Source organism: Endozoicomonas sp. 8E (assembly GCF_032883915.1).
Taxonomy (GTDB): Bacteria; Pseudomonadota; Gammaproteobacteria; order Pseudomonadales; family Endozoicomonadaceae; genus Endozoicomonas_A.
This window is the reverse complement of the sequence record NZ_CP120717.1, coordinates 6,557,294-6,579,557: the sequence shown is the minus strand read 5'-3', so window position 1 is coordinate 6,579,557 and position 22,264 is coordinate 6,557,294. Positions and strand designations below refer to the sequence as shown.

At 48.7% G+C, this 22,264-nt stretch carries 24 protein-coding genes; 11 read left to right on the top strand and 13 right to left on the bottom strand.

All coding sequences use genetic code 11. The features are described 5' to 3' along the window. Positions 1-126: 126 nt before the first annotated feature. From rep to P6910_RS23215, 7 genes are all read right to left on the bottom strand, one after another. Positions 127-2,139, bottom strand: a complete 2,013-nt coding sequence (rep, locus tag P6910_RS23245) for a DNA helicase Rep (protein WP_317143634.1) — start codon at positions 2,137-2,139, stop codon at positions 127-129. Between the two features lie 75 nt (positions 2,140-2,214). After that, positions 2,215-2,706, bottom strand: coding sequence for a hypothetical protein (locus P6910_RS23240; protein WP_317143633.1), 492 nt, complete (start codon positions 2,704-2,706; stop codon positions 2,215-2,217). 148 nt (positions 2,707-2,854) lie between these two features. Next, positions 2,855-4,582 carry a putative 2-aminoethylphosphonate ABC transporter permease subunit gene (locus P6910_RS23235; RefSeq protein WP_317143632.1) on the bottom strand — a complete coding sequence of 576 codons (1,728 nt, stop codon included), beginning with the start codon at positions 4,580-4,582 and terminating at the stop codon, positions 2,855-2,857. A gap of 16 nt (positions 4,583-4,598) precedes the next feature. After that, positions 4,599-5,657, bottom strand: coding sequence for a putative 2-aminoethylphosphonate ABC transporter ATP-binding protein (locus P6910_RS23230; RefSeq protein WP_317143631.1), 1,059 nt, complete (start codon positions 5,655-5,657; stop codon positions 4,599-4,601). Between the two features lie 88 nt (positions 5,658-5,745). Next, the gene (locus tag P6910_RS23225) at positions 5,746-6,774 is read right to left on the bottom strand and encodes a putative 2-aminoethylphosphonate ABC transporter substrate-binding protein (RefSeq protein WP_317143630.1); all 1,029 of its coding nucleotides are present in this window, start codon (positions 6,772-6,774) and stop codon (positions 5,746-5,748) included. Between the two features lie 248 nt (positions 6,775-7,022). Then, positions 7,023-7,511, bottom strand: coding sequence for a DUF29 domain-containing protein (locus P6910_RS23220; protein WP_317143629.1), 489 nt, complete (start codon positions 7,509-7,511; stop codon positions 7,023-7,025). After that, positions 7,504-7,971 (bottom strand): DUF29 domain-containing protein, encoded by a 468-nt coding sequence (locus tag P6910_RS23215; RefSeq protein WP_317143628.1) that lies wholly within the window; start codon positions 7,969-7,971, stop codon positions 7,504-7,506. The genes P6910_RS23220 and P6910_RS23215 overlap by 8 nt, the downstream gene beginning before the upstream one ends. A gap of 52 nt (positions 7,972-8,023) precedes the next feature. Between P6910_RS23215 and P6910_RS23210 the strand changes: the two genes are divergently transcribed. Further along, on the top strand, positions 8,024-8,182 hold the full coding sequence (locus tag P6910_RS23210; protein WP_317143627.1) for a hypothetical protein: 159 nt from the start codon (positions 8,024-8,026) through the stop codon (positions 8,180-8,182). Here P6910_RS23210 and P6910_RS23205 read toward each other — a convergent pair. After that, positions 8,179-8,379 carry a hypothetical protein gene (locus P6910_RS23205; protein ID WP_317143626.1) on the bottom strand — a complete coding sequence of 67 codons (201 nt, stop codon included), beginning with the start codon at positions 8,377-8,379 and terminating at the stop codon, positions 8,179-8,181. The genes P6910_RS23210 and P6910_RS23205 overlap by 4 nt on opposite strands. Next, positions 8,324-8,725: a hypothetical protein gene (locus tag P6910_RS23200; RefSeq protein ID WP_317143625.1), complete on the bottom strand. Its 402-nt coding sequence runs from the start codon at positions 8,723-8,725 to the stop codon at positions 8,324-8,326. Before P6910_RS23200 ends, P6910_RS23205 begins: the two co-directional genes overlap by 56 nt. A gap of 52 nt (positions 8,726-8,777) precedes the next feature. Between P6910_RS23200 and P6910_RS23195 the strand changes: the two genes are divergently transcribed. The 9 genes from P6910_RS23195 (at position 8,778) to P6910_RS23155 (ending at position 17,799) form a co-directional block, all read left to right on the top strand. Beyond that, on the top strand, positions 8,778-8,903 hold the full coding sequence (locus tag P6910_RS23195; RefSeq protein WP_317143624.1) for a hypothetical protein: 126 nt from the start codon (positions 8,778-8,780) through the stop codon (positions 8,901-8,903). 12 nt (positions 8,904-8,915) lie between these two features. Beyond that, positions 8,916-10,904 carry an N-6 DNA methylase gene (locus P6910_RS23190; RefSeq protein WP_317143623.1) on the top strand — a complete coding sequence of 663 codons (1,989 nt, stop codon included), beginning with the start codon at positions 8,916-8,918 and terminating at the stop codon, positions 10,902-10,904. A gap of 1 nt (position 10,905) precedes the next feature. Further along, positions 10,906-11,421, top strand: coding sequence for a restriction endonuclease subunit S (locus tag P6910_RS23185; RefSeq protein WP_317143622.1), 516 nt, complete (start codon positions 10,906-10,908; stop codon positions 11,419-11,421). Beyond that, positions 11,414-12,073 carry a restriction endonuclease subunit S gene (locus P6910_RS23180; RefSeq protein ID WP_317143621.1) on the top strand — a complete coding sequence of 220 codons (660 nt, stop codon included), beginning with the start codon at positions 11,414-11,416 and terminating at the stop codon, positions 12,071-12,073. Before P6910_RS23185 ends, P6910_RS23180 begins: the two co-directional genes overlap by 8 nt. Before the next feature lie 36 nt (positions 12,074-12,109). Further along, entirely contained in the window at positions 12,110-14,950 is a 2,841-nt protein-coding gene (locus tag P6910_RS23175; RefSeq protein ID WP_317143620.1) for a type I restriction endonuclease subunit R, EcoR124 family, read from the top strand. A 42-nt stretch (positions 14,951-14,992) separates the two neighbouring features. Continuing rightward, positions 14,993-15,232 carry a hypothetical protein gene (locus tag P6910_RS23170; RefSeq protein ID WP_317143619.1) on the top strand — a complete coding sequence of 80 codons (240 nt, stop codon included), beginning with the start codon at positions 14,993-14,995 and terminating at the stop codon, positions 15,230-15,232. A 68-nt stretch (positions 15,233-15,300) separates the two neighbouring features. Further along, positions 15,301-16,578 (top strand): AAA family ATPase, encoded by a 1,278-nt coding sequence (locus tag P6910_RS23165; protein ID WP_317143618.1) that lies wholly within the window; start codon positions 15,301-15,303, stop codon positions 16,576-16,578. Further along, the gene (locus P6910_RS23160) at positions 16,575-17,123 is read left to right on the top strand and encodes a hypothetical protein (protein ID WP_317143617.1); all 549 of its coding nucleotides are present in this window, start codon (positions 16,575-16,577) and stop codon (positions 17,121-17,123) included. Before P6910_RS23165 ends, P6910_RS23160 begins: the two co-directional genes overlap by 4 nt. Beyond that, positions 17,065-17,799 (top strand): RNA ligase family protein, encoded by a 735-nt coding sequence (locus tag P6910_RS23155; RefSeq protein WP_317143616.1) that lies wholly within the window; start codon positions 17,065-17,067, stop codon positions 17,797-17,799. The genes P6910_RS23160 and P6910_RS23155 overlap by 59 nt, the downstream gene beginning before the upstream one ends. Before the next feature lie 10 nt (positions 17,800-17,809). On the opposite strand, the gene P6910_RS23150 is transcribed toward P6910_RS23155, so the two are convergent. The 4 genes from P6910_RS23150 to P6910_RS23135 form a co-directional block, all read right to left on the bottom strand. After that, positions 17,810-18,031: a hypothetical protein gene (locus tag P6910_RS23150; RefSeq protein WP_317143615.1), complete on the bottom strand. Its 222-nt coding sequence runs from the start codon at positions 18,029-18,031 to the stop codon at positions 17,810-17,812. Between the two features lie 55 nt (positions 18,032-18,086). After that, positions 18,087-19,220: a TIGR03364 family FAD-dependent oxidoreductase gene (locus P6910_RS23145; RefSeq protein ID WP_317143614.1), complete on the bottom strand. Its 1,134-nt coding sequence runs from the start codon at positions 19,218-19,220 to the stop codon at positions 18,087-18,089. Between the two features lie 16 nt (positions 19,221-19,236). Then, the gene (locus P6910_RS23140; RefSeq protein WP_317143613.1) at positions 19,237-19,905 is read right to left on the bottom strand and encodes a phosphonatase-like hydrolase; all 669 of its coding nucleotides are present in this window, start codon (positions 19,903-19,905) and stop codon (positions 19,237-19,239) included. 95 nt (positions 19,906-20,000) lie between these two features. Beyond that, on the bottom strand, positions 20,001-20,726 hold the full coding sequence (locus tag P6910_RS23135) for a UTRA domain-containing protein (protein ID WP_317143612.1): 726 nt from the start codon (positions 20,724-20,726) through the stop codon (positions 20,001-20,003). 284 nt (positions 20,727-21,010) lie between these two features. On the opposite strand from P6910_RS23135, the gene phnW reads away from it, so the two are divergent. After that, the gene (gene phnW / locus P6910_RS23130) at positions 21,011-22,153 is read left to right on the top strand and encodes a 2-aminoethylphosphonate--pyruvate transaminase (protein ID WP_317143611.1); all 1,143 of its coding nucleotides are present in this window, start codon (positions 21,011-21,013) and stop codon (positions 22,151-22,153) included. Positions 22,154-22,264 lie beyond the last annotated feature (111 nt).

Genomic DNA, 22,264 nt, shown 5'->3' with positions numbered 1-22,264 from the left:
TATGTATAGACTACGGGGCGTCATCATGCAGAATGATTCCAGACACCCCATTGACTGGGTCAGAGTTGCCTTGAAGCTGGCAGAAGAAAAATCCGAATGGTTTTTAAGGTGGGCTGCTATTGCTATTCAGTCGCTCAACCGGCTGCGCAACATGGCCAGAGCTGCATTGCCGGTCAGGGCATTCTGTTCCTTACTGGCTTTCTCGCCAAATCCTGTATATTCCAGGTCTTCCTGTGGCAGTTCGTCGAGGAAACGACTGGGTGTGGTATCAATGATTTCACCATATTGCTTTCGCTGTCCTGCCAGTGTCATGGTCAAAGTCTTTCTGGCACGCGTAATGCCAACGTAAGTCAGTCGTCGTTCTTCTTCAATATTGTCTTCTTCAATGCTGGTGCGGTGGGGCAGAAGGTCCTCTTCCATACCCATCATGAATACATAGGGGTACTCAAGCCCCTTGGAGGCATGGAGCGTTAACAGTTGTACCTTATCGTTATCTTCTTGCTCTTCCTGCCGTTCCATCATATCTCTGAGAATCAGGCGGGCGATGGCGTCTTCAACCGTAGCGTCTTCGTCGCCTCTTTCCAGAGTCTGTTGCAGTGAGTCAATCAGGAACCAGACATTACCCATGCGTTTCTCTGCACCTGCAGGCGTTGCTGTGGTCTGCATCAGCCAGTTTTCATAGTCGCAGTCGTTAATCATTTCACGGATAGCGGCAATGGGGTCTTCATCGGTCTGGCAGCGGCGGGACACCGAATCCAGCCACTGGGTAAAGTTGCGTAGCTTCTCGACATACTTGGGCGACAGGTCTTCCTGAAGACCCATTTCCTGTGAAGCAGCATACAGACTCAGGTTGTGAGTACCGGCGTAATTGCCCAGTTTTTCCAACGTAGCAGGGCCTATCTCCCGACGGGGGATGTTAACAACACGCAGGAAGGCGTTGTCATCATCCTGATTCACCAGCAGCCTGAGATAAGCCATCATATCTTTGACTTCAGCGCGGGCGAAGAATGAGGTGCCGCCATTGATATGGTAAGGAATCTGATGATGCTGAAGCTTCATTTCCAGCAGGCGAGACTGGAAGTTGCCCCGATACAGCACCGCATAATCTTTCCAGTGGGTACCGTTTTTTAGCTTTTGGGTGAGTATCTCGGTAGCAATGCGTTCACATTCCATCTCATCATTGCGGCATCGAATAACCCGAATAGTTTCCCCCATGCCCAGTTCGCTCCACAGCGTTTTTTCAAACACGTGGGGATTGTTGGCAATCAGGGTATTGGCCGCTTTCAGGATACGGCTGGTGGAGCGGTAATTCTGCTCAAGCTTGATAACTCTTAATGAAGGATAATCGTCCTTGAGCAGGGCCAGGTTTTCAGGACGGGCACCACGCCAGGCATAAATAGACTGATCATCGTCACCTACCACGGTGAGTTTGCCCCGGTCTCCTACCAGTCGACTGATTAATTCATACTGGGCACCATTGGTATCCTGATATTCGTCGACCAGAACATAGTGCGTTTTATTCTGCCATCGCTCCAGAACTTCCGGATGCTCACGGAACAACATGACCGGTTGCAGAATCAAATCATCAAAATCGACCGCATTAAAGGCTTTTAACGTGCGGTTATAGTGTTCATAAACCCGGGCAGCGAGTTGCTCGTTGGGCTGACGGGCATTGGCCATGGCCTGCGGGGGCAGAATCAGATCATTCTTCCAGTTGGAGATCATATGCTGGACGGCATCAACACTTTCTTCCTCTGATCCCATTTCCCGCTGCATCAACTCGCCTATCAGGGCGTGGGCATCCTGGGCATCAAAAATGGAAAAGCCCGGCTTGTAACCCAGCGTCTTGCATTCCTTGCGGATCAGGTTGAGCCCGAGATTGTGAAAGGTTGAAACCGTCAAACCGTAGGAGGCCCTGCCCTTGACCAGTTTGCCTACACGCTCTTTCATTTCCCGTGCGGCCTTGTTGGTGAAGGTCACGGCAATAATATTGCGGGCGTTGATACCACATTCCTGAATCAGGTAAGCAATTTTAGTGGTGATTACACTGGTTTTGCCACTGCCCGCACCGGCCAGAACCAGCAAAGGGGTATCAATGTATTTGACGGCTTCGGCCTGTCGGTCGTTGAGTCTGTGCACGGGTTGCTTCGATGTCTTGAGCTGAGAGGGCTATTATATCACCAATTTCAAGCGCGCAGTCCCCTGAAAATTTTTCTAAATTCTGTTCAATGCAGTGTTGATTTTGTTTGCAACGTCTTCAACTTTCTGAAGCTGACTCTCTATTTCAGGAGCGAATGGCAATGCCAATAGCACAGGACCTACTGATGAAACGTACTCTAGTGGATGTTGTACAGTGGAGTGAAGATTTAATAGCGTTCCAGCCCGATCAAATTCAGGATAACTTTCTATTAAAAACTTCATTTGTTGTAAAACTTCTGTCAAATAGGATACTGCTGAAAATAATGCGGCATTTGCTTCTGGATTATTTCTTGAGAAACCACACAATCTGAATTCAACAGCTCCCGAAGCTCCTAAAGGGCCAGACATTACAAGCTCAGGTGTTTTTAATTTATTTTTAGTTTCTTCTATTTTTTCATTAGCTATTTTCATGTTTTTCTTGATTTCTTCAAGATCTTCCTCGACGCTGGCAAGACATATATTTGAAATTAAAATAAAGAAAAGTACCAACAAAAGTCTAACGATCATCAAGACTCCATAATAAAATTTTCAAAGAGTTTGTGTCATTTATAGACATGAAGATTTCGCATGTCTAACTTTCTGTATAACGGGAATCCGCAGGTTGTTGGATAACCGGTCAGAAATCTGACCGGATTTGGAGGATTTCAAGGGTGCTTCAGGAGCGCTTCCACTTCTGGGTTCTGTTCAATAGCAATTTACCCAACGTCATATGAGCTATCTTGACGCAGGCTGCGGTTGCCAGAATCAAAACCGCCATGGCTGCGGCCGGGCCTGTTTGTCCAGCATCTTCCATGTTCATTACAGAAACCGAAGCCAGCATGGTATCGGTAGAGTAAAGGAAAACGACAGCTGAAGTGGTGGTCAGGGCGTTGACGAAAAGGTAGATCGCTATATCCAGCAGAGCTGGCGTGCAGACTGGCAGGGATACTTTCAGGAAAGCTTTATACTGTGGAATCTTGAGTGATGCGGCTACCTGTTCGATCTCGGCGGGTAACTTCTTTAGGGCAGTCAATGCCGTCAGGTGCCCGACAGTGAAATAGTGGGCCACGGTATTGATGACCAGAATAGCCATGGTTCCATAGAGTATCCCCAGCGGATTACCGGCCTGGTTAAAGAAGAAGATATAACCCAGACCCAGCACCATACCGGGTACTGCCATCGGCAACATGGCCATAATGTGGATAAAGTGTTTCAGAATGGCGGGTAATTTACTTTTTTCCACATTGTAGGCGGTAATGAAAATAATCAGAGTTCCGACAATAGCCGTGTAGAACGCCATTTCCAGAGAGTTGAAGTAGGGCTCCCAACCATTGGCACTGAACTTTTCAAACTGATAGTTGTTCCAGGACAGCTCCATATTCCAGGGCCAGAAAGTGACCAGTGAGCCATAAATCGCCATGCCCACCACGACCGCAATGGCCAGAGAGACCAGGCTACACAGCAGGAAGAAAATGCCATCTTTCACGGGGTTTCGCTCAGGCTGGAAATTGACTGAGCGAGCGCCAAACAATTCTTTCTGTTTTTTCTGCACTCTGTGATCAATCACAAATGCCAACAGGGCGGGTATCAGCAAAAGCACACTGATGACGGCACCCATGGCAAAGTTCTGCTGACCGGCGACCTGTTTATAGATGTCGGTGGCCAGTACGTTATATTGGCCACCAATTACTTTTGGGACACCAAAGTCGGTCACAACCAGGGTGAAAACGACAGTGACTGTGCTGATCAAACCAAACTTGGCGGCTGGAAGAGTGATTGTTGTAAACGTTCTGAACGGAGAGGTGCCCATGGAGCGAGCTGCTTCATAGAGTCTGGCGTCGGATGTTGAAAGCGCCGTCGTGAGAATTAGCAGTGCATGGGGAAAGGTCCAGAAAGCAAGACCCATAACAATACCGGGCAGACCATAAATAGACTGTCCAAACAGCAGGTCTACAGCCACCCCCTGATTGCCAAACAGATAAATCATACTGATGGCAGGCAACAGGGAAGGTGCCAGTATGGGTAACATGCCCATTACCTTGAAGAGGGGTTTGAAAGGCATCTGGGTTCGTGTCAGTCCGTAAGCAAACAGGAATGACAAGCTGACGACTATTGTCGTAACAATAACACCGGCTTTCAGGGTGTTGCCAATGGAATGACTCAGGGCCGGGTTGCCAAGATAATCAGCAAAGTAACTCAGGCCAACAAAAGCCCCATTGCTGTCCTGAACGCTTCTTGCCAGCATGGCCAGCAGTGGCAGAAGCAGTGAAATGATCAGATAGAGAGCAACCGCTCCGATGACCAGTCCAAGAATCCATTGATCCCTGCTGATGGTTGGCAGCAGAGGCTTCCGGCTCAGCGCTGGAGAGTTTGCATCCGCTGGGGTGTGTGTAGAGATACTCATATTTAAAGCGGACTCATCAGGCTGCAGGGAAGACATGGATATGTTTTTCACTCAGGGACAACCGGTTCAGGCTTCCTGGTTTCAGCTCAAGACCGGCCAGCTGGTGGATAGGCACATCGACTTTAATCAGTCGTTTACTGCTCCAGCCAACGGGGCTGCACTCTGCACGAACAAAGGAACCCTGAAACTCCAGACTTTCAACACTGACTGGCAGAGCAGACTGACCTTCACTGAAGCTCAGGTCTTCAGGACGAATCCCCAGAATCACTTTTCTCGCTGTTGAGTCAGTCACTGGCAGAGAGAGTGGCTGGTTGGCCAGAACGACCTGATTCTTGCTGTTGGTATCACCTTCCAGAAAGTTCATGGCACCGACAAATTCAGCAACGAAGCGAGAGGCCGGCTGCTTGTAAATTTCTTCCGGTGTGCCTATCTGTTCAATGTTTCCGTGATTCATTACCACGATGCGATCAGCCATAGCCATAGCCTCTTCCTGGTCATGGGTCACCATAATGGTGGTAATGCCCAGTTTTCTTTGCAGCTTACAGATTGTTTCTCGCAATTTAATTCTGACTTTGGCATCCAGGGCAGAGAGGGGTTCATCCAGTAGCAGCAACTCCGGAGAGAGTGCCAGAGCCCTCGCCAGTGCCACGCGCTGTTGTTGACCGCCAGAAAGCTGAGAGGGGAATTTGGGGCCGGAATCCTGCAAGCCGATAATGTTCAGCCAGTGGTTAACGTTCTTCTCAACTTCCCGTTTGGATTGACCTTGGTTTTTCAAACCAAAGCCAATATTCTCTGAAACATTCAGGTTCGGGAACAGGGCATAGGATTGAAAGACAATGCCGAAGTCTCTTTGTTCAGGCGGCAGTGCTGTTATGTTGGCGCCATCCTGCCAGATCTCACCTTGTTGACAGGCTTCCAATCCCGCAATCATTCTCAGTAGTGTCGTCTTTCCGCAGCCAGAGGGGCCGAGAAAACAGATGAATTCACCTTTGTTAACGGACAGGGAAATCTCTTTGAGGGCGGTGAAATCGCCAAAGCGTTTCCCGAGGTTTTCGATGGTGAGAAAGGGTTGCATAGCGGTAACTTCCTAAAGCTCCAAACCTGAAAAAGCCGTTTATTCCCTGTGGGGAATAAACGGCGCTTTCTGCATAACTAGTGAGGCATCAAGACTTGGGTTCAGACATATGGTCGAAACGCTTGGACCATTCAGCGAGCACAGCCTCACGCTCACTGGCCATTTCGCCAAAGTCCAGATCCACCATAGCGCTTTCTACGTCTGGATAGTTGGGCACTTCTTTACTGACGTCTTTGTGACCGACAACGGGGTAAGCCTCTACATAATGCTCATTAGCTTCCTGGCTGAGAGACCAGTCGACCAGCTTTTTCGCCGCTGCAGCATGATCGGTACCTGCAACCAGACCTACTGACTCCACATCCCAGCCAACGCCACCTTTGGGAAGAATCAGGTCCAGTGGTGCACCCTGACTTTTCAGTTGGGCGCCACGAACCGCCATGGAAATACCAATAGCCACTTCACCCATGGCGGCCTGAACACAGGGCTTGGAGCCTGAGTGAGTGTATTGGGACATGTTGTTGTTCAGCTTGTCCATATAAGCCCAGCCTTGGTCTTCGCCCATGCTTTGCAGCCAGGCAGAAACCTGCATATAGCCAGTGCCAGAAGAGGCCGGGTTAGGCATGGCAATCTGGCCCTGATAGACCGGATTAAGCAGGTCTTGCCAGGATTGAGGCTTGGGCAGATTTTTGGCCGCAGCTACCGCTTCGTTGTAGCAAATGACATTGAAATAGGCCTGGTTGCCAAACCAGGCTTTGGCGGCATCAGGATCAACCAGCTGAGTCTTGATTTGATCCAGACCTCTGGGCTTGTAGGTGTCCAGTACGCCTTCGTCCTTCAGCAGTGCCATGCTGGAACCGGCCAGACCCCATACGACGTCTGCCCTGCTGTTATCTTTTTCTGCCAGCAGTTTGGCGGTCATGATACCAGTAGAGTCTCGAACCCATTTGATGCTGATATCGGGATTGTCCTGCTCAAAGGCTTTTTTGTAGCGATTCAGAATGTCGGTCTCAAAAGCTGTATAAACCGTCAGCTCTACAGGGGTCGCAGCGAAAGATGAAGCGCTAAAAATCGAAGTTGTTGCCAGGGCCAGGGCCAGGGCTGTCAGGTGTTTTTTCATGGAGCTCTCTCCAGTCGGATAATCATTTTGTTCTGGCCAAGACCAGAAGGGATATCGCGATTCTACGAGAGAGAAATGACTAAAATATTACAGATCTTTGTCGACTCTGTGACAGTTACCTGCAACATGGCCAACTCTTGGTCTTCGGAGGCTGTGCAATCAGGCGGCGGTTCAGCAGAGTGCCCAGAACCAGGGCGGGTTCTTTGGCATCATTGGTAAGGGGCGGGGATTGGGGCTGCTGCGTTGTTTTAATCGCCGGGCAGCCAGTCGTCATCTGTGATCTGTTCAAAGGTCCATGGGCATTGGTCGGGAAAACTGTTTTTGCTCAGCTTCTGGCTTTCACTGCGAGCGTAATTGTTCATCTGCTTAACTGCTTGCCGACATGCATCGGAATATGCACCCGCCAATAACTCCTCGATCGTGGGCTGTAAATGAGGGTGTTTTGAAATTTGCTTTTCAATCGCTGCTCTGGAATTGTAGATACTTGGCATCCACGTCTGGACAACCTTATCCTCTACCCACAAATCTTTCAGAATCCGTTTCTGATAATCGTATTTGAGAAGATGTAAAACCAATACCGATAAATGAGACTCAAGAGTATCTCTGGTACTGCCCATTTCGTAATCCATCGCCTCCAACAGATTGTCAATGTCGAGTTTGTGAAATTGTCGCTGAGCCAGCAGTTCCCGTTGCTGGCTTAGCCAGGCGGTGTAGTCGGTTTTGTATAAATCAGTCATCGTCAGCCTCCGGCAGCCAGTCTTCTGCCATGATTTGTTCGTACGTCCATGGGCACTCAGACGGGAAAGCGTCGGGTTTGCACTGCATCTCGTTGGCAGCAAGCTTTCGGGCGTACTGATAGGCTTTTGGCAAAATCTCGTCCAGTTTACTATTGAGAGCGGGATTTTCTTCAAGCTCATGCTCAATGGCAATACGTTGTTTACTGATACTGGTTGACCAGCTTCGGAACCATTGATCCATCTCATGCAAATCATTTTTTTTACGCTGCATCTGCCATTTAAGCGAGTGCATGAGTAATTGAGACAAACGGCTCTGTACTGAACGATATCGGGCTCTACCCATGTCCTCAACTTCCTCGACCAGGTTGTCCATATCAAGTTCATCGAAACGGCCTTGCCTGATAAGCTCGGCTTGTCGATAAGACCATGTGTAGAAATCAGTGTCATACAAGTTTTCCATAAATCACCTCCATTGCCCTACCACTGTAGGCAAATAACAGAAGGGAATCAAAATGAATTACCAAAGCACAGATGCTTTTGCCGGGGGCTTTGCCCGTGGTTTTGGGCTGGTCAATTCCGCCATTGATGCCAAAGAGAACCGTCAATATCGCAAAGAAATGATGGGGATGCGGAAAGATTTATCGAATGAGCGTAAAACCCCGTACTTCTAGAGGGTGTCGCAAAACTCTGGTTCCCATGCTCTGAGGTCGTCATTCCCGCGAAGGCGGGAATCCAGCGCCAACGGTGGATCTCTGTCTTCTCGGGGATGACAAGGCCAGGGGGGCACCGGGCAGTGGGGTTCTGGTGGAGAGTCAGTGTGGATTCCCGCCTTCGAGGGTGTCGCAAAACTCCAACAGCTCGTTCCCATGCTCTGAGGTCGTCATTCCCGCGAAGGCGGGAATCCAGCGCCAACGGTGGATCTCTGCCTTCTCGGGGATGACAAGGCCAGGGGGGCACCGGGCAGTAGGGTTCTGGTGGTGAGTCAGTGTGGATTCCCGCCTTCGAGGGTGTCGCAAAACTCCAACAGCTCGTTCCCATGCTCTGAGGTCGTCATTCCCGCGAAGGCGGGAATCCAGCGCCAACGGTGGATCTCTGCCTTCTCGGGGATGACAAGGCCAAGGGGGCATCGGGCAGTATGGTTCTGGTGGTGAGTCTGTGTGGATTCCCGCCTTCGCGGGAATGACGAGAATGAAGTCGGGAATGACGGGAGTCAACTCGTTCCCTCGCTGGAGAGGGTTTTGTGACAGCCTCTTTACGTCGGGGAGGATGTCAAAGGATGTCTTCGATATTCTTTTCTGCAATACCGGGAGCCAGGGTCAGGCCATCGCCAAGTACATGGGCAACAGAGACAACATCAAATACTATGCCCAGGAGCTAAAAGAGAACACCTAAAACCTCACCCGAATGAACCTGATTATGTGGAACATTCTGCCCAGCAATATCGTCACCCGAAACGGCGATACGCTGGAAGATGACTGGCCATTCTTTGAGGACAACGATCCCGTAGGCTCCTACAACCCTCTCTATCTGGATGCCGTAGTCTCCAATCCGCCCTATTCACAAAAATGGGAGCCGGAACATAAAGACAACGACCCCCGTTATTCCCGCTTTGGTCTTGCCCCCAAATCCAAGGCGGATTATGCCTTTCTGCTGCACGATCTTTACCACCTGAAACCAACCGGCATTATGGCGATTATTCTGCCTCACGGTGTTTTATTCCGGGGGGGGGAAGAAGGTGAAATTCGCCGAAACCTGATCGAAAACGACCATCTGGACACCATTATTGGGCTGCCTGCCAATATCTTCTTTGGCACCGGCATTCCTACCACTATTCTGGTGCTTAAACAGAAGCGTGGGAATAACGATGTACTGATTGTGGATGCCTCCAAAGGATTCGTAAAAGAAGGCAAAAACAACAAACTGCGGGCCAGCGATATTAAGAAAATCGCCGACACTGTGATTGGTCGTCAGAATATACCCGACTACAGCCGTGTCGTCCCCAAGGAAGAAATCCGGGAAAACGGCTACAACCTCAATATCCCAAGATATGTAGACTCATCCGACCCGGCAGAAAGCTGGGATTTGTACGCCTCCATGTTTGGTGGCATTCCCACCAGCGAGCTGGACGCATTAAACGACTACTGGCAAGCGTTCCCCCATTTGCGCCACCATCTGTTCAGCGATGACGGAACACCTTATGCCAGCCTGAAAGTGGGTGACCTTGCCAAAGCCATCAGCGACCATTCCGATGTACAGCAATTCAATGCCCAGTTTGCCGATGCCTTTGCGGATTTCCCGGCCTACCTGAAGCGTGAGCTGATCGAGCAATGTCTTGAGCTGCATGTGCCTCGCCAGAAAACGGTGATTGGCGAACATATTTTCAGCCGCCTGGAACCTTTGCCGCTGCTGGATAAATACCACGCCTATCAACTGCTGGCGGATCAATGGCAGGACATTGCGGTGGATCTGGAAATTCTGCAAACCGAAGGGTTTGAAGCCTCCCGTGTGGTTGACCCTAATCTGGTGATCAAAAAGAAAAAAGGTAAAGAGGTCGAAGAACAGGAAGGCTGGAAAGGCCGTATTATGCCGTTTGAATTGGTGCAAAACACTTACCTCAAAGACGAACTGGATGCCCTGAGCCTGAAAGAAAACCGCCTTTGTGAAGTCAGCAGCGAACTTGAAGGCTTAATAGAAACATTGTCGGAAACTGATGGAGAATATTCCGTCCTGAACGATGCCAATGACAAATTTGTTGCCAAAGAGGTTAATAGCGAACTCAAAGAACAGTTAAGCGATGTCGAAACCGATGAGATTCGGTCGTTAAACGCCTACGTTGATCTGCTCAATGCAAAAGCCAGGAAACCAGAAAAAGAGGCGTTTATTGCAGAGCATCCAGAGGTCCAGTGGGTTCGGATGGAAGCAAACAAAGACGGCACCTACGCCAAGGCTAAGGTGAACAGTTATATTATACAGCTACAGTCTGCGTTTGAGTTCCCGGAAGAAAGTTTTGCTTACAAACTCATCAAGGCCAGCAGCTTGTTGGCGGAAGAAAAAGAGCTGAAGGCCGCTATTAAAGAGGAAGACAAGTTACTGCACTTGCTGACCAAAACGACTATCGAAAATCTGACTGACGAACAGGTGAATGATTTGCTGGAGCGTAAATGGATTACTCCTTTAAACGACGCTCTCCACCGACTGCCCGACCAGAAGATGTATGCCCTAACCGGCAAGCTGCAAGCACTGGTGGAAAAATACCGGATCACCTACGCCGACAATGCCCGGGAGATTCAGCAGACCGAGATCGAACTGGCCGGGATGCTGGATGAACTGGATGGCAACGAGTTTGACCGGAAAGGTCTGGCAGAACTGAAAACTTTTCTGGTGAGTAACTGAGATGGCGAAGCAGATGGATAGGAAGGTGCCAGAGCTACGGTTTGAAGGCTTCGAGGCGAACTGGGTAGAAAAAACACTTGGCCAGCTTGGCAGTGTTGCCATGAACAAACGTATTTTCAAGCACCAAACAACTGATTCGGGTGATGTACCCTTTTATAAAATAGGGACATTTGGCAGACAGCCAAAACTTTTTATCTCTCAGAAGCTTTTTGATGAGTACAAAGAGCGATTTCCATTCCCTTCAAAAGGTGATCTTCTGTTCTCAGTGATTGGGAGCATTGGCAGAGTTGTTGAATACGAAGGAAAAGATGAATACTTTCAGGATTCGAACATTGTCTGGCTTCAGCATAATGGGGCTATTGTTAACACCTTTTTAAAACAATTTTACTCGATTGTAGAGTGGTCAGGGCTTGAAGGAAGTACAATCAAGCACCTTTATAACAAGAATCAATCTGCCTTGCAAAGAAGAGCAAACCCAAATCGGCACCTATTTCAAAGCTCTGGACCGAATGATTGAACTGCACCAGCGCAAGCATAACAAGCTGGTGACGCTGAAGCAGGCGATGCTGCAAAAGATGTTTCCGCAGGAGGGTGCTACTACTCCGGAAGTTCGGTTTAAGGGGGTTTCTGGACATTGGAAGAAGTACAAGTTAGGTGATATTACCAATTTCATAAATGGAAGAGCCTACAGTCAAAATGAGCTACTAGATAGAGGAAAATATAAAGTCCTCCGTGTCGGTAACTTCTATACAAATTCATCATGGTATTTCTCAGATTTGCAATTAGGTGAAAAGTATTACGCCAATAAAGGTGATTTACTTTACACATGGTCAGCTAGCTTTGGCCCGCATATATGGGAAGGTGATAAAGTCATTTACCATTACCATATTTGGAAAGTTGAGCTCACCGCAAAGCTTCGAAAAGAGTTTGCTTTGCAACTTCTCGAAAATGACAAGGAGAGAATACTCAGCAATAGCAGTGGCTCAACTATGATTCATATTACAAAAGAAGGTATGGAGCTTAAGGAAGTCACAATCCCTCAGCCAGAAGAACAACAAAAAATAGGCAACTACTTCCGCAACCTCGACAAGTTGATTGCTCAACACACCACCCAACTGCAAAAACTCAAACAGATCAAATCCGCCTGTCTGGAGAAGATGTTTGTCTAACCCCAGCACCATGAACACAAAACAGGGAGTGTAGCCATGCCCACCTTTGCCAGAGAAGCCGATTTTGAAAACGCCGTAATCCACGAGCTGACTCAGCGGGGCTGGGAGTCTGAGATTATCAAAAATTCTGGCGAACAGGATTTGCTGGATAACTGGGCACAGATTCTGTTTGAGAACAATAAAGGCATTGACCGGCTCAATGAAGTGCCGCTGACCGGGAGCGAAATGCAGCAGGTGATGGAACAGCTCACCGAACTGCGCACACCGCTGAAGCTGAACGGATTTATTAACGGTAAAACCGTCGCCATTACCCGCGATAATCCAGACGACAAGCTGCATTTTGGCAAAGAGGTCAGCCTGAAAATTTACGACCGCCATGAGATTGCCGCCGGTCAGAGCCGCTACCAGATTGTGCAGCAGCCCCAGTTTGTGCGTGGCTCAAAAATACTCAATGACCGCCGGGGCGACCTGATGCTGTTAATCAATGGCATGCCGGTGATTCATATCGAGCTGAAGCGCAGCGGTGTGCCGGTCAGTCAGGCATATCATCAAATTGAGAAATATTCCCGTGAGGGGATTTTTAGCGGACTGTTTTCTCTGGTGCAGATTTTTGTGGCAATGGTGCCGGAGGAAGCGCTATTTTTTGCCAATCCAGGACCGGATGGGAAGTTTAACAAAGATTACGCTTTCCACTGGGCGGATGTGAATAACGAACCCATTAATCAGTGGCAGTCATTCACTGCTCGCCTGCTATCGATACCTATGGCCCATCAGCTGATCGGGTTTTATACCGTGGCAGATGAGTCCGACGGGGTGCTGAAGGTGATGCGCAGTTATCAGTATTACGCGGCCCACGCTATTTCCGACAAGGTGGCCAGAACCGACTGGAAAAATCCGAATAGGCTTGGCGGTTATATCTGGCATACCACGGGAGCCGGTAAAACCATGACCAGTTTCAAATGCGCCCAGCTGATTGCCAATTCCAAAGATGCAGATAAGGTGGTCTTTCTGCTCGACCGGATTGAACTGGGCACCCAGACGCTGGAGGCTTATCAGGATTTTGCCGGTGATGAGAATGCTGTGCAGGCCACCGAACATACTGCGGTTCTGATTAATAAGCTGAAAAGTACCAATCCGGCGAATACATTGATAGTGACGTCTATTCAGAAAATGAGCCGATTGAAAGATGAAGAAGGCGGGCTCAAAGCACACGATCTGGATACCATGCGTGCCAAGCGCATTGTATTTATTATTGATGAGTGCCATCGCTCCACTTTTGGCGATATGCTCATCGATATTAAAAAGAGCTTTCCCGGTGCGGTATTTTTTGGGTTTAGCGGCACGCCCATTCATAAGGAAAATACTCGCAAAGATAATACAACGACCGACGTATTTGGCGATGAGCTGCACCGTTACAGCATTGCCGATGGCATCCGCGATAAAAACGTACTGGGCTTTGACCCTTACGAGGTTCGTACCTACAAGGACCGGGATGTGCGTCAGGCCATTGCGCTGGAAAAATCGAGGGCGAATACTGTGCAGGAAGCGTTGGCGGATTCTGATAAGAAAAAAGTCTTCCAGCGTTACATGAACGACGTGCCCATGACCGGATTTCGGGATGATATGGGTATATACCAGCGGGGGATTGAAGATCATTTACCCAATAGCCAGTACAACCGGGCTGAACACCAGAACGCCGTGGTGCAGGATATTGCTGATAACTGGCTGACGCTCAGTCAGGATGGCAAGTTTCATGCAATTTTTGCCACCCACAGTATTCCTGAGGCGATCAACTATTACCGGCTGATAAAAGACAAATGCCCGGATTTAAAGATCACGGCACTGTTTGACCCTACAATTGATAATGATGGTGGGTTTGCTGTTAAGTCCGACGGGCTGGTGGAACTGCTAGAAGATTATAACCAGAGCTTCGACCTCGGCAGCCACGGCAAATTTAAAAAAGACATTAGCAACCGGCTGGCCCATAAAAAACCCTACAACCGAATAGAAAATGAGCCTGAAAAGCAGCTCAATCTGCTGATTGTGGTGGATCAGATGCTGACCGGCTTTGATTCCAAATGGATCAACACCCTGTACATGGATAAGGTGCTGACCTATGAAAATATCATTCAGGCGTTTTCCCGCACTAACCGCCTGTTTGGGCCGGACAAACCCTTTGGCACTATTCGTTACTATCGTAAGCCTCACACCATGACCCGCAATGTCAATGCGGCGGTCAAACTGTATTCTGGTGATAAGCCTACCGGCTTGTTTGCGGATCGTCTGCCGGGCAACCTGGAAAGAATGAATGCCCGCTTTACGGAGATGGTCGCGTTATTCGCTGCTGCCGGTATTGATGACTTCAAGCAACTGCCGGATGAAAACAGCGACCGGGCGGCCTTTGCCAAACTGTTTCAGGAGTTCAGCGATATTCTGGAGGCGGCCAAAATTCAGGGATTCTGCTGGGAGAAAATCATTTACACTTTTGAAGACCCGAAACAGACCGTTACCCTGAACTTTACCTATCAGCAATATCGTACTTTGTTACAGCGTTACAAAGAGCTGAGCAAGGGCAGCGGCAGTGGCGGCGATGATGCAGTGCCTTTCGATATTGACAGCCATATTACCGAGATCGATACCGGCAAGATTGATGCGGACTATATGAACTCGAACTTTAAGAAGTTCCTTAAAATGCAGGAAGGCGGTGATGAAAAATCCCGGGAGGCGACACTGGCGGAGCTGCAACGCTCTTTTGCCTCACTCTCTCAGGCTGAGCAGAAATTTGCCGGGATTTTATTGAGGGGAATTCAGTGTGGTGATGTGAGTGTTGACCCTTCTCGCAGTTTTCGAGATTACCTCAACGATTACAAAGTGTAGGCACAAAATAAAGAGGTTGAGGCCATTGTTGATGCATTGGGAGTGGACAAAGATAAACTGCTCGCCTTGATGAATACCGGTGTTACCAAAGCCAACCTTAATGAATACGGGCGGTTTGATGAGCTGACAGACTCTATCGACAAACCCAGAGCCAAGGCCTATTTTGAAACCTTTGAGGGAGCACCCGTTGCTAACTTCAGGGTGAATATTAAGGCGGCCAACCTGTTGCGTAGCTTTATTCTTCAGGAGGGTTTTGAGCTGGAAACACCTGATGGAGATTAACACTCAGGGACAATAACCCCTGAGTTTGGTTATGATGTATCGATGGCTTAACTAAGGATATTGTTTGCATGCTTACCCGGTTGAAGCTCACCAATTTTAAAGCCTGGCGGAGTTCTGGCGATGTTCGCCTGGCACCTGTCACCCTTCTGCTGGGTGGGAATTCCACAGGCAAATCGAGCCTGTTGCAAAGTCTGCTGTTAATGAAACAGACTGCCGCTTCACCTGATCGCTCTGTTCACCTGAATCTTGGTGGCGATGAAGTGAATGATTTTGTGGATATGGGCTCATTTGAAGACCTGCTGACTCGGAATCCGGAAAAACGAAAAGTGGGGATTGAGCTGGATGTGGTTCATCAGAAATCCAACTGTTTCTTTGCTGTCGAGTACGCTCAGGACTCCAGGAAGAGTCCGGTTGTTGACAACCTCTCCCTCAGTCAGAACAGTACAGACTGGTTTCGTTTGGCACGCACTGAACGCAGAGCTTTTGCTATTTATGCGCCCGGTGAGACTCGATCCAGTCTTAAAAGCAGGGCTTACACTCCTGAGCGGGGGATCGCATTCTCTGCCGATGCCATCGCTGAACTGAAAGAACAGGGTGGACAGGTAGAAGATATCAGCCTGCAACTGAGACGTGAGCTTGAAGATATTGCTTATCTTGGCCCGTTGAGGAACAAGCCCAAACGCACCTATATCTGGAACAGAACCCGCCCCGGCATTATTGGTGATGATGGGAATAATGCCGTCCCAGCTTTATTGGCCAGTGTCTTTGCAAGGCAGAAAAACGATGATGATCTCGTTGCATCAGTATCCAGGTGGCTAAAGAGAATGAAGATAGCCGATAGGCTCGAAATCAAACAGCTGAGTGCTGGCAACTACAGTGTGATTATTCATCGGGACGGCGTTGCTGCAAATCTGCGAGACGTGGGTATCGGGATATCTCAGGTTCTCCCGGTTCTGGTGCTGGCCTATTTTGCTCCCAAATACTCCACAATCATCCTGGAAGAGCCTGAAATCCACCTTCATCCACAAGCACAATCCTTACTGGCGGAGCTTTTTCTGGAGGTCAGCAGAAAACGGAAAATACAATTTCTGGTAGAAACTCACTCGGAGCATCTGTTTAGGCGTATGCAGACACTGGTTGCTAAAGGAAAAGCTCAACCCGATCAGTGCGCTCTTTATTTTGTCGACCGGAAAAAGTCAGACGCCGTATTGAAAACACTGGCTATGGATCAGTATGGCAGGCTCGCCAATTGGCCAGACAACTTCTTCGGTGATGCAACAGGCGAAGTGAGAGAGCAGGCAAAAGTGACCATGCAACGCATGAAAGAGGAACGCAAGGCTTCATGAACCGGCATGTTGTTGATACGAATGTTTTGATTGTTGCCAGTGGTGAACACCCTGACTCACCTTTTGCCTCGGACAGGCATCCTGTTGAAGATGCAGAGCAGTCTGAAAAGGTATTGAACTGGCTAATGGATTTTGAAGCCAGTGTCGGAAGGATGGTGGTAGACAAGGACTGGGCCATTATTGGTGAATACCAGAACAAGCTGACCGATCAGGATTATGGTCAACGGGTTCTGTTTGAGAAAATGTCACGCTCAGAAATTGATTATGTTGATATTGAGTGGGTTGAAGACCCTGCTCTGCCTGACACTGAAAAGGTCGCCCGTTTAGAAGCGTCTTTACAGCCTGTCATTCACGATCTGGCCGATACTAAAATGGTCGCTGCCTGCTTCAATGCTAATAAATCCGGAATGCCTTGCAACATTGTGAATGCCTGTGATACTGACTGGTATGACTGGCAAGAGGCTCTGGAAGCCGAAGGAGTGATTGTTGAACAGATCATTGAGGACTGGTCAAGAGAGAAATGGCGAGCACATCATAATCGATGATTTTTTCCGTTTTCCTCATACGCCCCATATCAAGTGGCTGGGTCCATCTGAACCCAGAGGCGATAAACTGCTGTCGGACGAGGAGGCAGCAGAAATGCTGTCTTTTTCACTGACAGTAGAAGAGAAGGTGGACGGTGCCAATGTCGGCTTTTCTGTTGGCTCGCATGGGCGTCTAAGAGCCCAGAACAGAGGAGCCTGGATCGAGCATGATGCCGGAGGGCAGTTTAAACACTTATGGCAATGGGCCAGACGCTATGAATACGACTTGATCGAACGACTTGGTAGAAACCTTATTCTGTTTGGCGAATGGTGTTATGCACAACATTCAATCCATTACCGGACTCTACCGGACTGGTTTATCGGTTTTGATATCTATGATCAGAGTACCAATCAGTTTTATTCTGTTGATCGAAGAAATGAGCTTTTGGCATCGTTGGGTATTCCCGTGATTAAACCCATGGCGAGAGGCGTATTCTCAGAGCCGAGGCTTGAAGAGTTTCTGGAAAAGCCGTCCAGCTACGATGCGGAAAAACTGGAAGGTGTATATCTGAGGCAAGATGAGAGTGACTTTTTACTAAGAAGAGCCAAGCTGGTAAGAAGTGATTTTACTCAGACGATAGGCGAACACTGGTCCAGAAAACGTATTATCCCCAATCAAATATTTTTTATCGAATGAGTGTAAAACCCTACACTTTGAGAGGGTGTCGCAAAACTCCAACAGCTCGTTCCCATGCTCTGAGGTCGTCATTCCCGCGAAGGCGGGAATCCAGCGCCAACGGTGGATCTCTGCCTTCTCGGGGATGACAAGGCCAAGGGGGCATCGGGCAGTATGGTTCTGGTGGTGAGTCTGTGTGGATTCCCGCCTTCGCGGGAATGACGAGAATGAAGTCGGGAATGACGGGAGTCAACTCGTTCCCTCGCTGGAGAGGGTTTTGCGACAGCCTCTTTACGTCGGGGAGGATGTCAAAGGATGTCTTCGATATTCTTTTCTGCAATGCCGGGAGCCAGGGTCATGCCCTTGCCACCGATGGCCGTGAGAAAGTAAATTTTGCCGTCTATATCGTCCTGGTAGTAGTGATCGGTTTTACTCTGGCAGTAATAGCCTGCCCAGTATTCCGCTATATCCCAGCCAGGTAGCTCAACAATGTTTCTGGCCTCTGTCAGCATCCGTTCATTGATGGATTGATTCATTGTGAAGGAGAGTTTTTCTGCCTCATGAGCATCGGCGTACTCGTGTGAGTCGCCAATGATGATGGATCCATCCAGTTCTTGTTTGAACAGAATATGAATCCCGTACTTATCCAGATCTGAGTCCTTTTCTCCGGCACTCCAGGAAGGCAAGTTGCGAAAGCTCTCATAGCGTCTGATAGTTCTGCCCAAAAGCAAATTGCCATTGAGGCTGACGCTCTGCAGTGGTTTGGTACGCATCATTTGCAGCTTGACCAGCTCAATATCGCTGTTTAGAAAGCGTGATGGAAACAGGGTTTTGAAATCATGCCCGTTACAGACTATCGCTTTTGAAGCCCGGTATTGCTCGCCAGCTGAATCCTCACTGATGACTTCATCCTGCCCGGTTTCCATGCTGATGATTTGGGTGTTGGGTCGATATTCAACGGTGTATTCCTGCTGAATGAACCCAATGATCCGGTAAATCAGTTGCAGGGGATTAACACTGAATTCCTCCGGGAAGTACAGGGCACCTTTTGCATAACTTTTCTTGACGACAGGATTGGCACGTATTACCTCGTCAATACTTAGCAGTGATGAAGGGTAGCCCGTTTGCTGGTTTCGTTGGTGTAGCTCCTGCAACATGGCCAACTCCTGGTCATCGGAGGCTATATACCAGCTGCCATTTCTTCGAGCGGAAATATCAAACTGATCTTGCAGGGTCTGATAAATGCTCAGAGAGTCCAGGGCGGTCGGCAGCAGGTCTGCTGCCATGCCAGATGGGACAACCATGCCAAAGTTTCTGACGGTGGCCTGTACCGGTTGACTGTCTTTTTCAACCAGCAGTACTTTATACCCCCGCTTCGCAGCAGCGAAGGCATGAAAAGTGCCAAGAATACCTGCACCGACAACCATTAAATCGTATTTCAAAGGTTTCTCCCGGTGTTTAAATGTGCTTGAGGATATCGGCCAAGTTGTCGAGCACCAGCGTTGGGGCGGCTGTTGCCAGTTGCTCCCGGGTCTGGGCGCCTGTAGTCACGCCAACCGTGATACCGCAGCGGGCGTTTTTTCCTTCCTCGATATCAATGGCTGAATCTCCGGCTTTAAGTACCTGTGAACTGTCGTGAATGCCGGTTTTCTCCATGGCCAGCTCAATCATGTCGGGTGCTGGTCTGCCGTTTGTTACATCATCCGCAGTGATCAGGGTGTCGAATTCGACCCCGGGCAGCCAGTTCATCTTTTTCAGCAGGCCTGTTGCTACCTGCTGGCTATAGCCGGTGTTGAGTGCGACTTTGATGCCTCTTGCCCGCAGCTCTTTTAAAAGTTCGGGAACGCCGTCAAAAGAGCTGACTGCCAGTTCTTCATAGGCCAGTGTCAGTTGTTTTTTAAAGGACTGGAAGATTTGTTCCGAGTCCGAGTGGTCGAAGCCTTTGGACGACAGGGTATCTTTTATGGCCTGATGTTTCTCTTTGCCTGCACCATGCTCAAGGACTTCATCGAGAGTGAAGTCGTAGCCTGCGTCGACAAGACTTTTATGAACGGTTTTGTAAACGACGTTGTCTTCATTGACCGTGGTACCAGCCATATCAAAAACTGCGAGTTGAATTTTGCTCATTGTGACCTCTTTTCATTTGTCAGATCTGGAAGTTAAAGGGTTATGGACGTTTAGTTAGAAAATAGCTCCTAGGCACCAGCAGGTATTAATGGCTCTCAAGTCATTGGGGTAATAGTGGTATTAGCAGCAATAACCACGGCATCCTGTCGCCAATATTCAAAGTCACAGTCAATCAAGACATCCGATTGATCGAAGTTAATACGCTCAACCAGCAAACCGGAACTGCCCGTGGTGACCTTGAGGTGTGAAGAAGCCTCGGCATTCAGGCCTACCGGGTACAACCTGAAACTGACCCGGGCATACCGGCGGTTGTAGTGCTCCTGATAAACATCGGACAGTGATTGAGACAAGTCGTGTTTAAGCAGATCCGGGAAGTAGGCCGGGTTCATGTAATGTTCAACGTACAGGACATTTCGCCCATCCACTGAACGAAGGCGTTGCAGCCGATACACCGGGGTCAGAGCTGGAATCTGAAGTAGCTTTTGAACCCCGGGCGGTGCTGGCACCAGGTCGGCATTGATCACCTTGGTACCAGGCACTCTACCCTGGCGGGTGACGATAGTATGAAAGTTAGCATTCACCGTCGGATCGAAGGTCACTCTTTGCGGAGAAACAAACCAGCCTCTGCGATCTTCGCGATAGACCAGCCCGTCGGCTTCCAGTGAGGACAATGACTCTCTGAGAGTAATGCGGGTGGTGCCGAATTTTTCACTCAGCAATCGTTCCGAGGGCAGTTTGCTCCCCGGTTTTAATTCACCACTTTCTATCTGTTCATTCAGGACAGCGCGGATGATTTGATACTGATTTTTTCCCTGTCCCATAAATACTATTCTCTAAGGGTCAATAGATTCTCAACTGGTATATACCATGCTAAACCGTTTTTATGACAATTAAATGAACGCTTTTATGACAATTAAATATTTGCTTCATCAGGCGTTCTGGCTTCCTTTATCTGAGGTCTCCCGACTGTGATGAATGTGAAATTTTTATGAAGAATGGCCGTTGGCTATTTACAGAAAAAGGTGTCCCCGTCATGATTAATGTAAATTGGTATATACCAGATAATTAAAAATATCTGTTTCTATAAGGTTTCTCGTTTAAAGCCATGTCTACAAAAGAAGTACCCACTGTGAAAGAAAAGAGCCTGGAAAATCCCTATCTCCTGTTGACCCCGGGACCTCTCTCAACCTCTGCCAGTGTCCGCGAAGCGATGCTGCGTGACTGGTGTACCTGGGATGATGATTACAACCTTGGCGTGGTTGAAGAGATCCGCAGTCAGCTCATTAAACTGGCTTCGGACACTGAGGATTACACCGCCGTTCTCATGCAGGGTAGTGGTACTGCTTCGGTAGAAGCTACGATTGGGTCGGTTATCCCTGATGAAGGTAAATTACTAGTCATCAACAATGGGGCTTACGGTGCCCGTATTGCCCAGATAGCCGAGTATCTGAATATTCCCCACAGCATTTTGAATTGTGGTGAGATTAATCCGCCGACGCCGGGGGAAATCGATCAGATACTCTGTGAAGATAAAGCCATCACTCATGTCGCCATTGTTCATTGTGAAACCACAACAGGCATGCTAAATCCTATTGAAGTTCTAGCACCCGTGGTGAAGAAATACGACTGTATTCTTATAGTTGATGCCATGAGCAGCTTCGGCGGTGTCCCGATTGACCTTGCCGGGCTGGGCATTGATTTTCTGATCAGCTCTGCCAACAAATGTATTCAGGGCGTACCCGGTTTTGGCTTTGTCATAGCACGTCGCACTTTTTTGTCCCAATGCAAGGGGCTGGCCCGCTCTCTGTCTCTGGACCTCTATGATCAGTGGCAATGTATGGAGAAGAATCACGGTAAGTGGCGTTTTACCTCTCCTACCCACACCGTAAGGGCTTTCCATCAAGCCCTGGCTGAGTTAAATGAAGAGGGGGGCATTGCTGCCCGCCACAAGCGTTACTTCAGCAATCAGCGTTTGCTCGTCCAGGGTATGAATGAGCTGGGCTTCCAGTGTCTGTTAGACAGTGAACTGCACTCTCCGTTTATTACTTCTTTTTACTCTCCAGAGCACCCGGATTATGAATTCCTGCGCTTTTATGAGCAGCTGAAAGGGAAAGGTTTCGTTATTTATCCGGGTAAAGTCTCCGATGCCGACTGTTTCAGAATCGGCAATATCGGAGAAGTGTATCCGGAAGACATCAGTCGATTGATTAAAGCCGTTTCCGAAAGCATGTACTGGCAGGAACATTAATACTCTCAGGGTGTGAACCTGGAAGTAAGAGCTAACCGATGCATGATTTGCCAGAGCCGGTAACTGATAGCCAGAGATTGAAAAAATAGCTTTAAAACAGAAAGAGGTCAT

Bases quoted from the DNA above. Each gene is read 5' to 3' on its own strand.
- P6910_RS23215 (WP_317143628.1), bottom strand. From the start codon at position 7,971: ATGGAAAACTTGTATGACACTGATTTCTACACATGGTCTTATCGACAA.
- P6910_RS23135 (WP_317143612.1), bottom strand. From the start codon at position 20,726: ATGGGACAGGGAAAAAATCAGTATCAAATCATCCGCGCTGTCCTGAAT.
- P6910_RS23175 (WP_317143620.1), top strand. From the start codon at position 12,110: ATGCCCACCTTTGCCAGAGAAGCCGATTTTGAAAACGCCGTAATCCAC.
- P6910_RS23180 (WP_317143621.1), top strand. From the start codon at position 11,414: ATGATTGAACTGCACCAGCGCAAGCATAACAAGCTGGTGACGCTGAAG.
- P6910_RS23205 (WP_317143626.1), bottom strand. From the start codon at position 8,379: ATGGGAACGAGCTGTTGGAGTTTTGCGACACCCTCGAAGGCGGGAATC.
- P6910_RS23220 (WP_317143629.1), bottom strand. From the start codon at position 7,511: ATGACTGATTTATACAAAACCGACTACACCGCCTGGCTAAGCCAGCAA.
- phnW (WP_317143611.1), top strand. From the start codon at position 21,011: ATGTCTACAAAAGAAGTACCCACTGTGAAAGAAAAGAGCCTGGAAAAT.
- P6910_RS23190 (WP_317143623.1), top strand. From the start codon at position 8,916: ATGAACCTGATTATGTGGAACATTCTGCCCAGCAATATCGTCACCCGA.
- P6910_RS23210 (WP_317143627.1), top strand. From the start codon at position 8,024: ATGAATTACCAAAGCACAGATGCTTTTGCCGGGGGCTTTGCCCGTGGT.
- P6910_RS23165 (WP_317143618.1), top strand. From the start codon at position 15,301: ATGCTTACCCGGTTGAAGCTCACCAATTTTAAAGCCTGGCGGAGTTCT.
- P6910_RS23240 (WP_317143633.1), bottom strand. From the start codon at position 2,706: ATGATCGTTAGACTTTTGTTGGTACTTTTCTTTATTTTAATTTCAAAT.
- P6910_RS23235 (WP_317143632.1), bottom strand. From the start codon at position 4,582: ATGAGTATCTCTACACACACCCCAGCGGATGCAAACTCTCCAGCGCTG.
- P6910_RS23185 (WP_317143622.1), top strand. From the start codon at position 10,906: ATGGCGAAGCAGATGGATAGGAAGGTGCCAGAGCTACGGTTTGAAGGC.
- P6910_RS23140 (WP_317143613.1), bottom strand. From the start codon at position 19,905: ATGAGCAAAATTCAACTCGCAGTTTTTGATATGGCTGGTACCACGGTC.
- P6910_RS23230 (WP_317143631.1), bottom strand. From the start codon at position 5,657: ATGCAACCCTTTCTCACCATCGAAAACCTCGGGAAACGCTTTGGCGAT.
- P6910_RS23160 (WP_317143617.1), top strand. From the start codon at position 16,575: ATGAACCGGCATGTTGTTGATACGAATGTTTTGATTGTTGCCAGTGGT.
- P6910_RS23225 (WP_317143630.1), bottom strand. From the start codon at position 6,774: ATGAAAAAACACCTGACAGCCCTGGCCCTGGCCCTGGCAACAACTTCG.
- P6910_RS23195 (WP_317143624.1), top strand. From the start codon at position 8,778: ATGTCAAAGGATGTCTTCGATATTCTTTTCTGCAATACCGGGAGCCAG.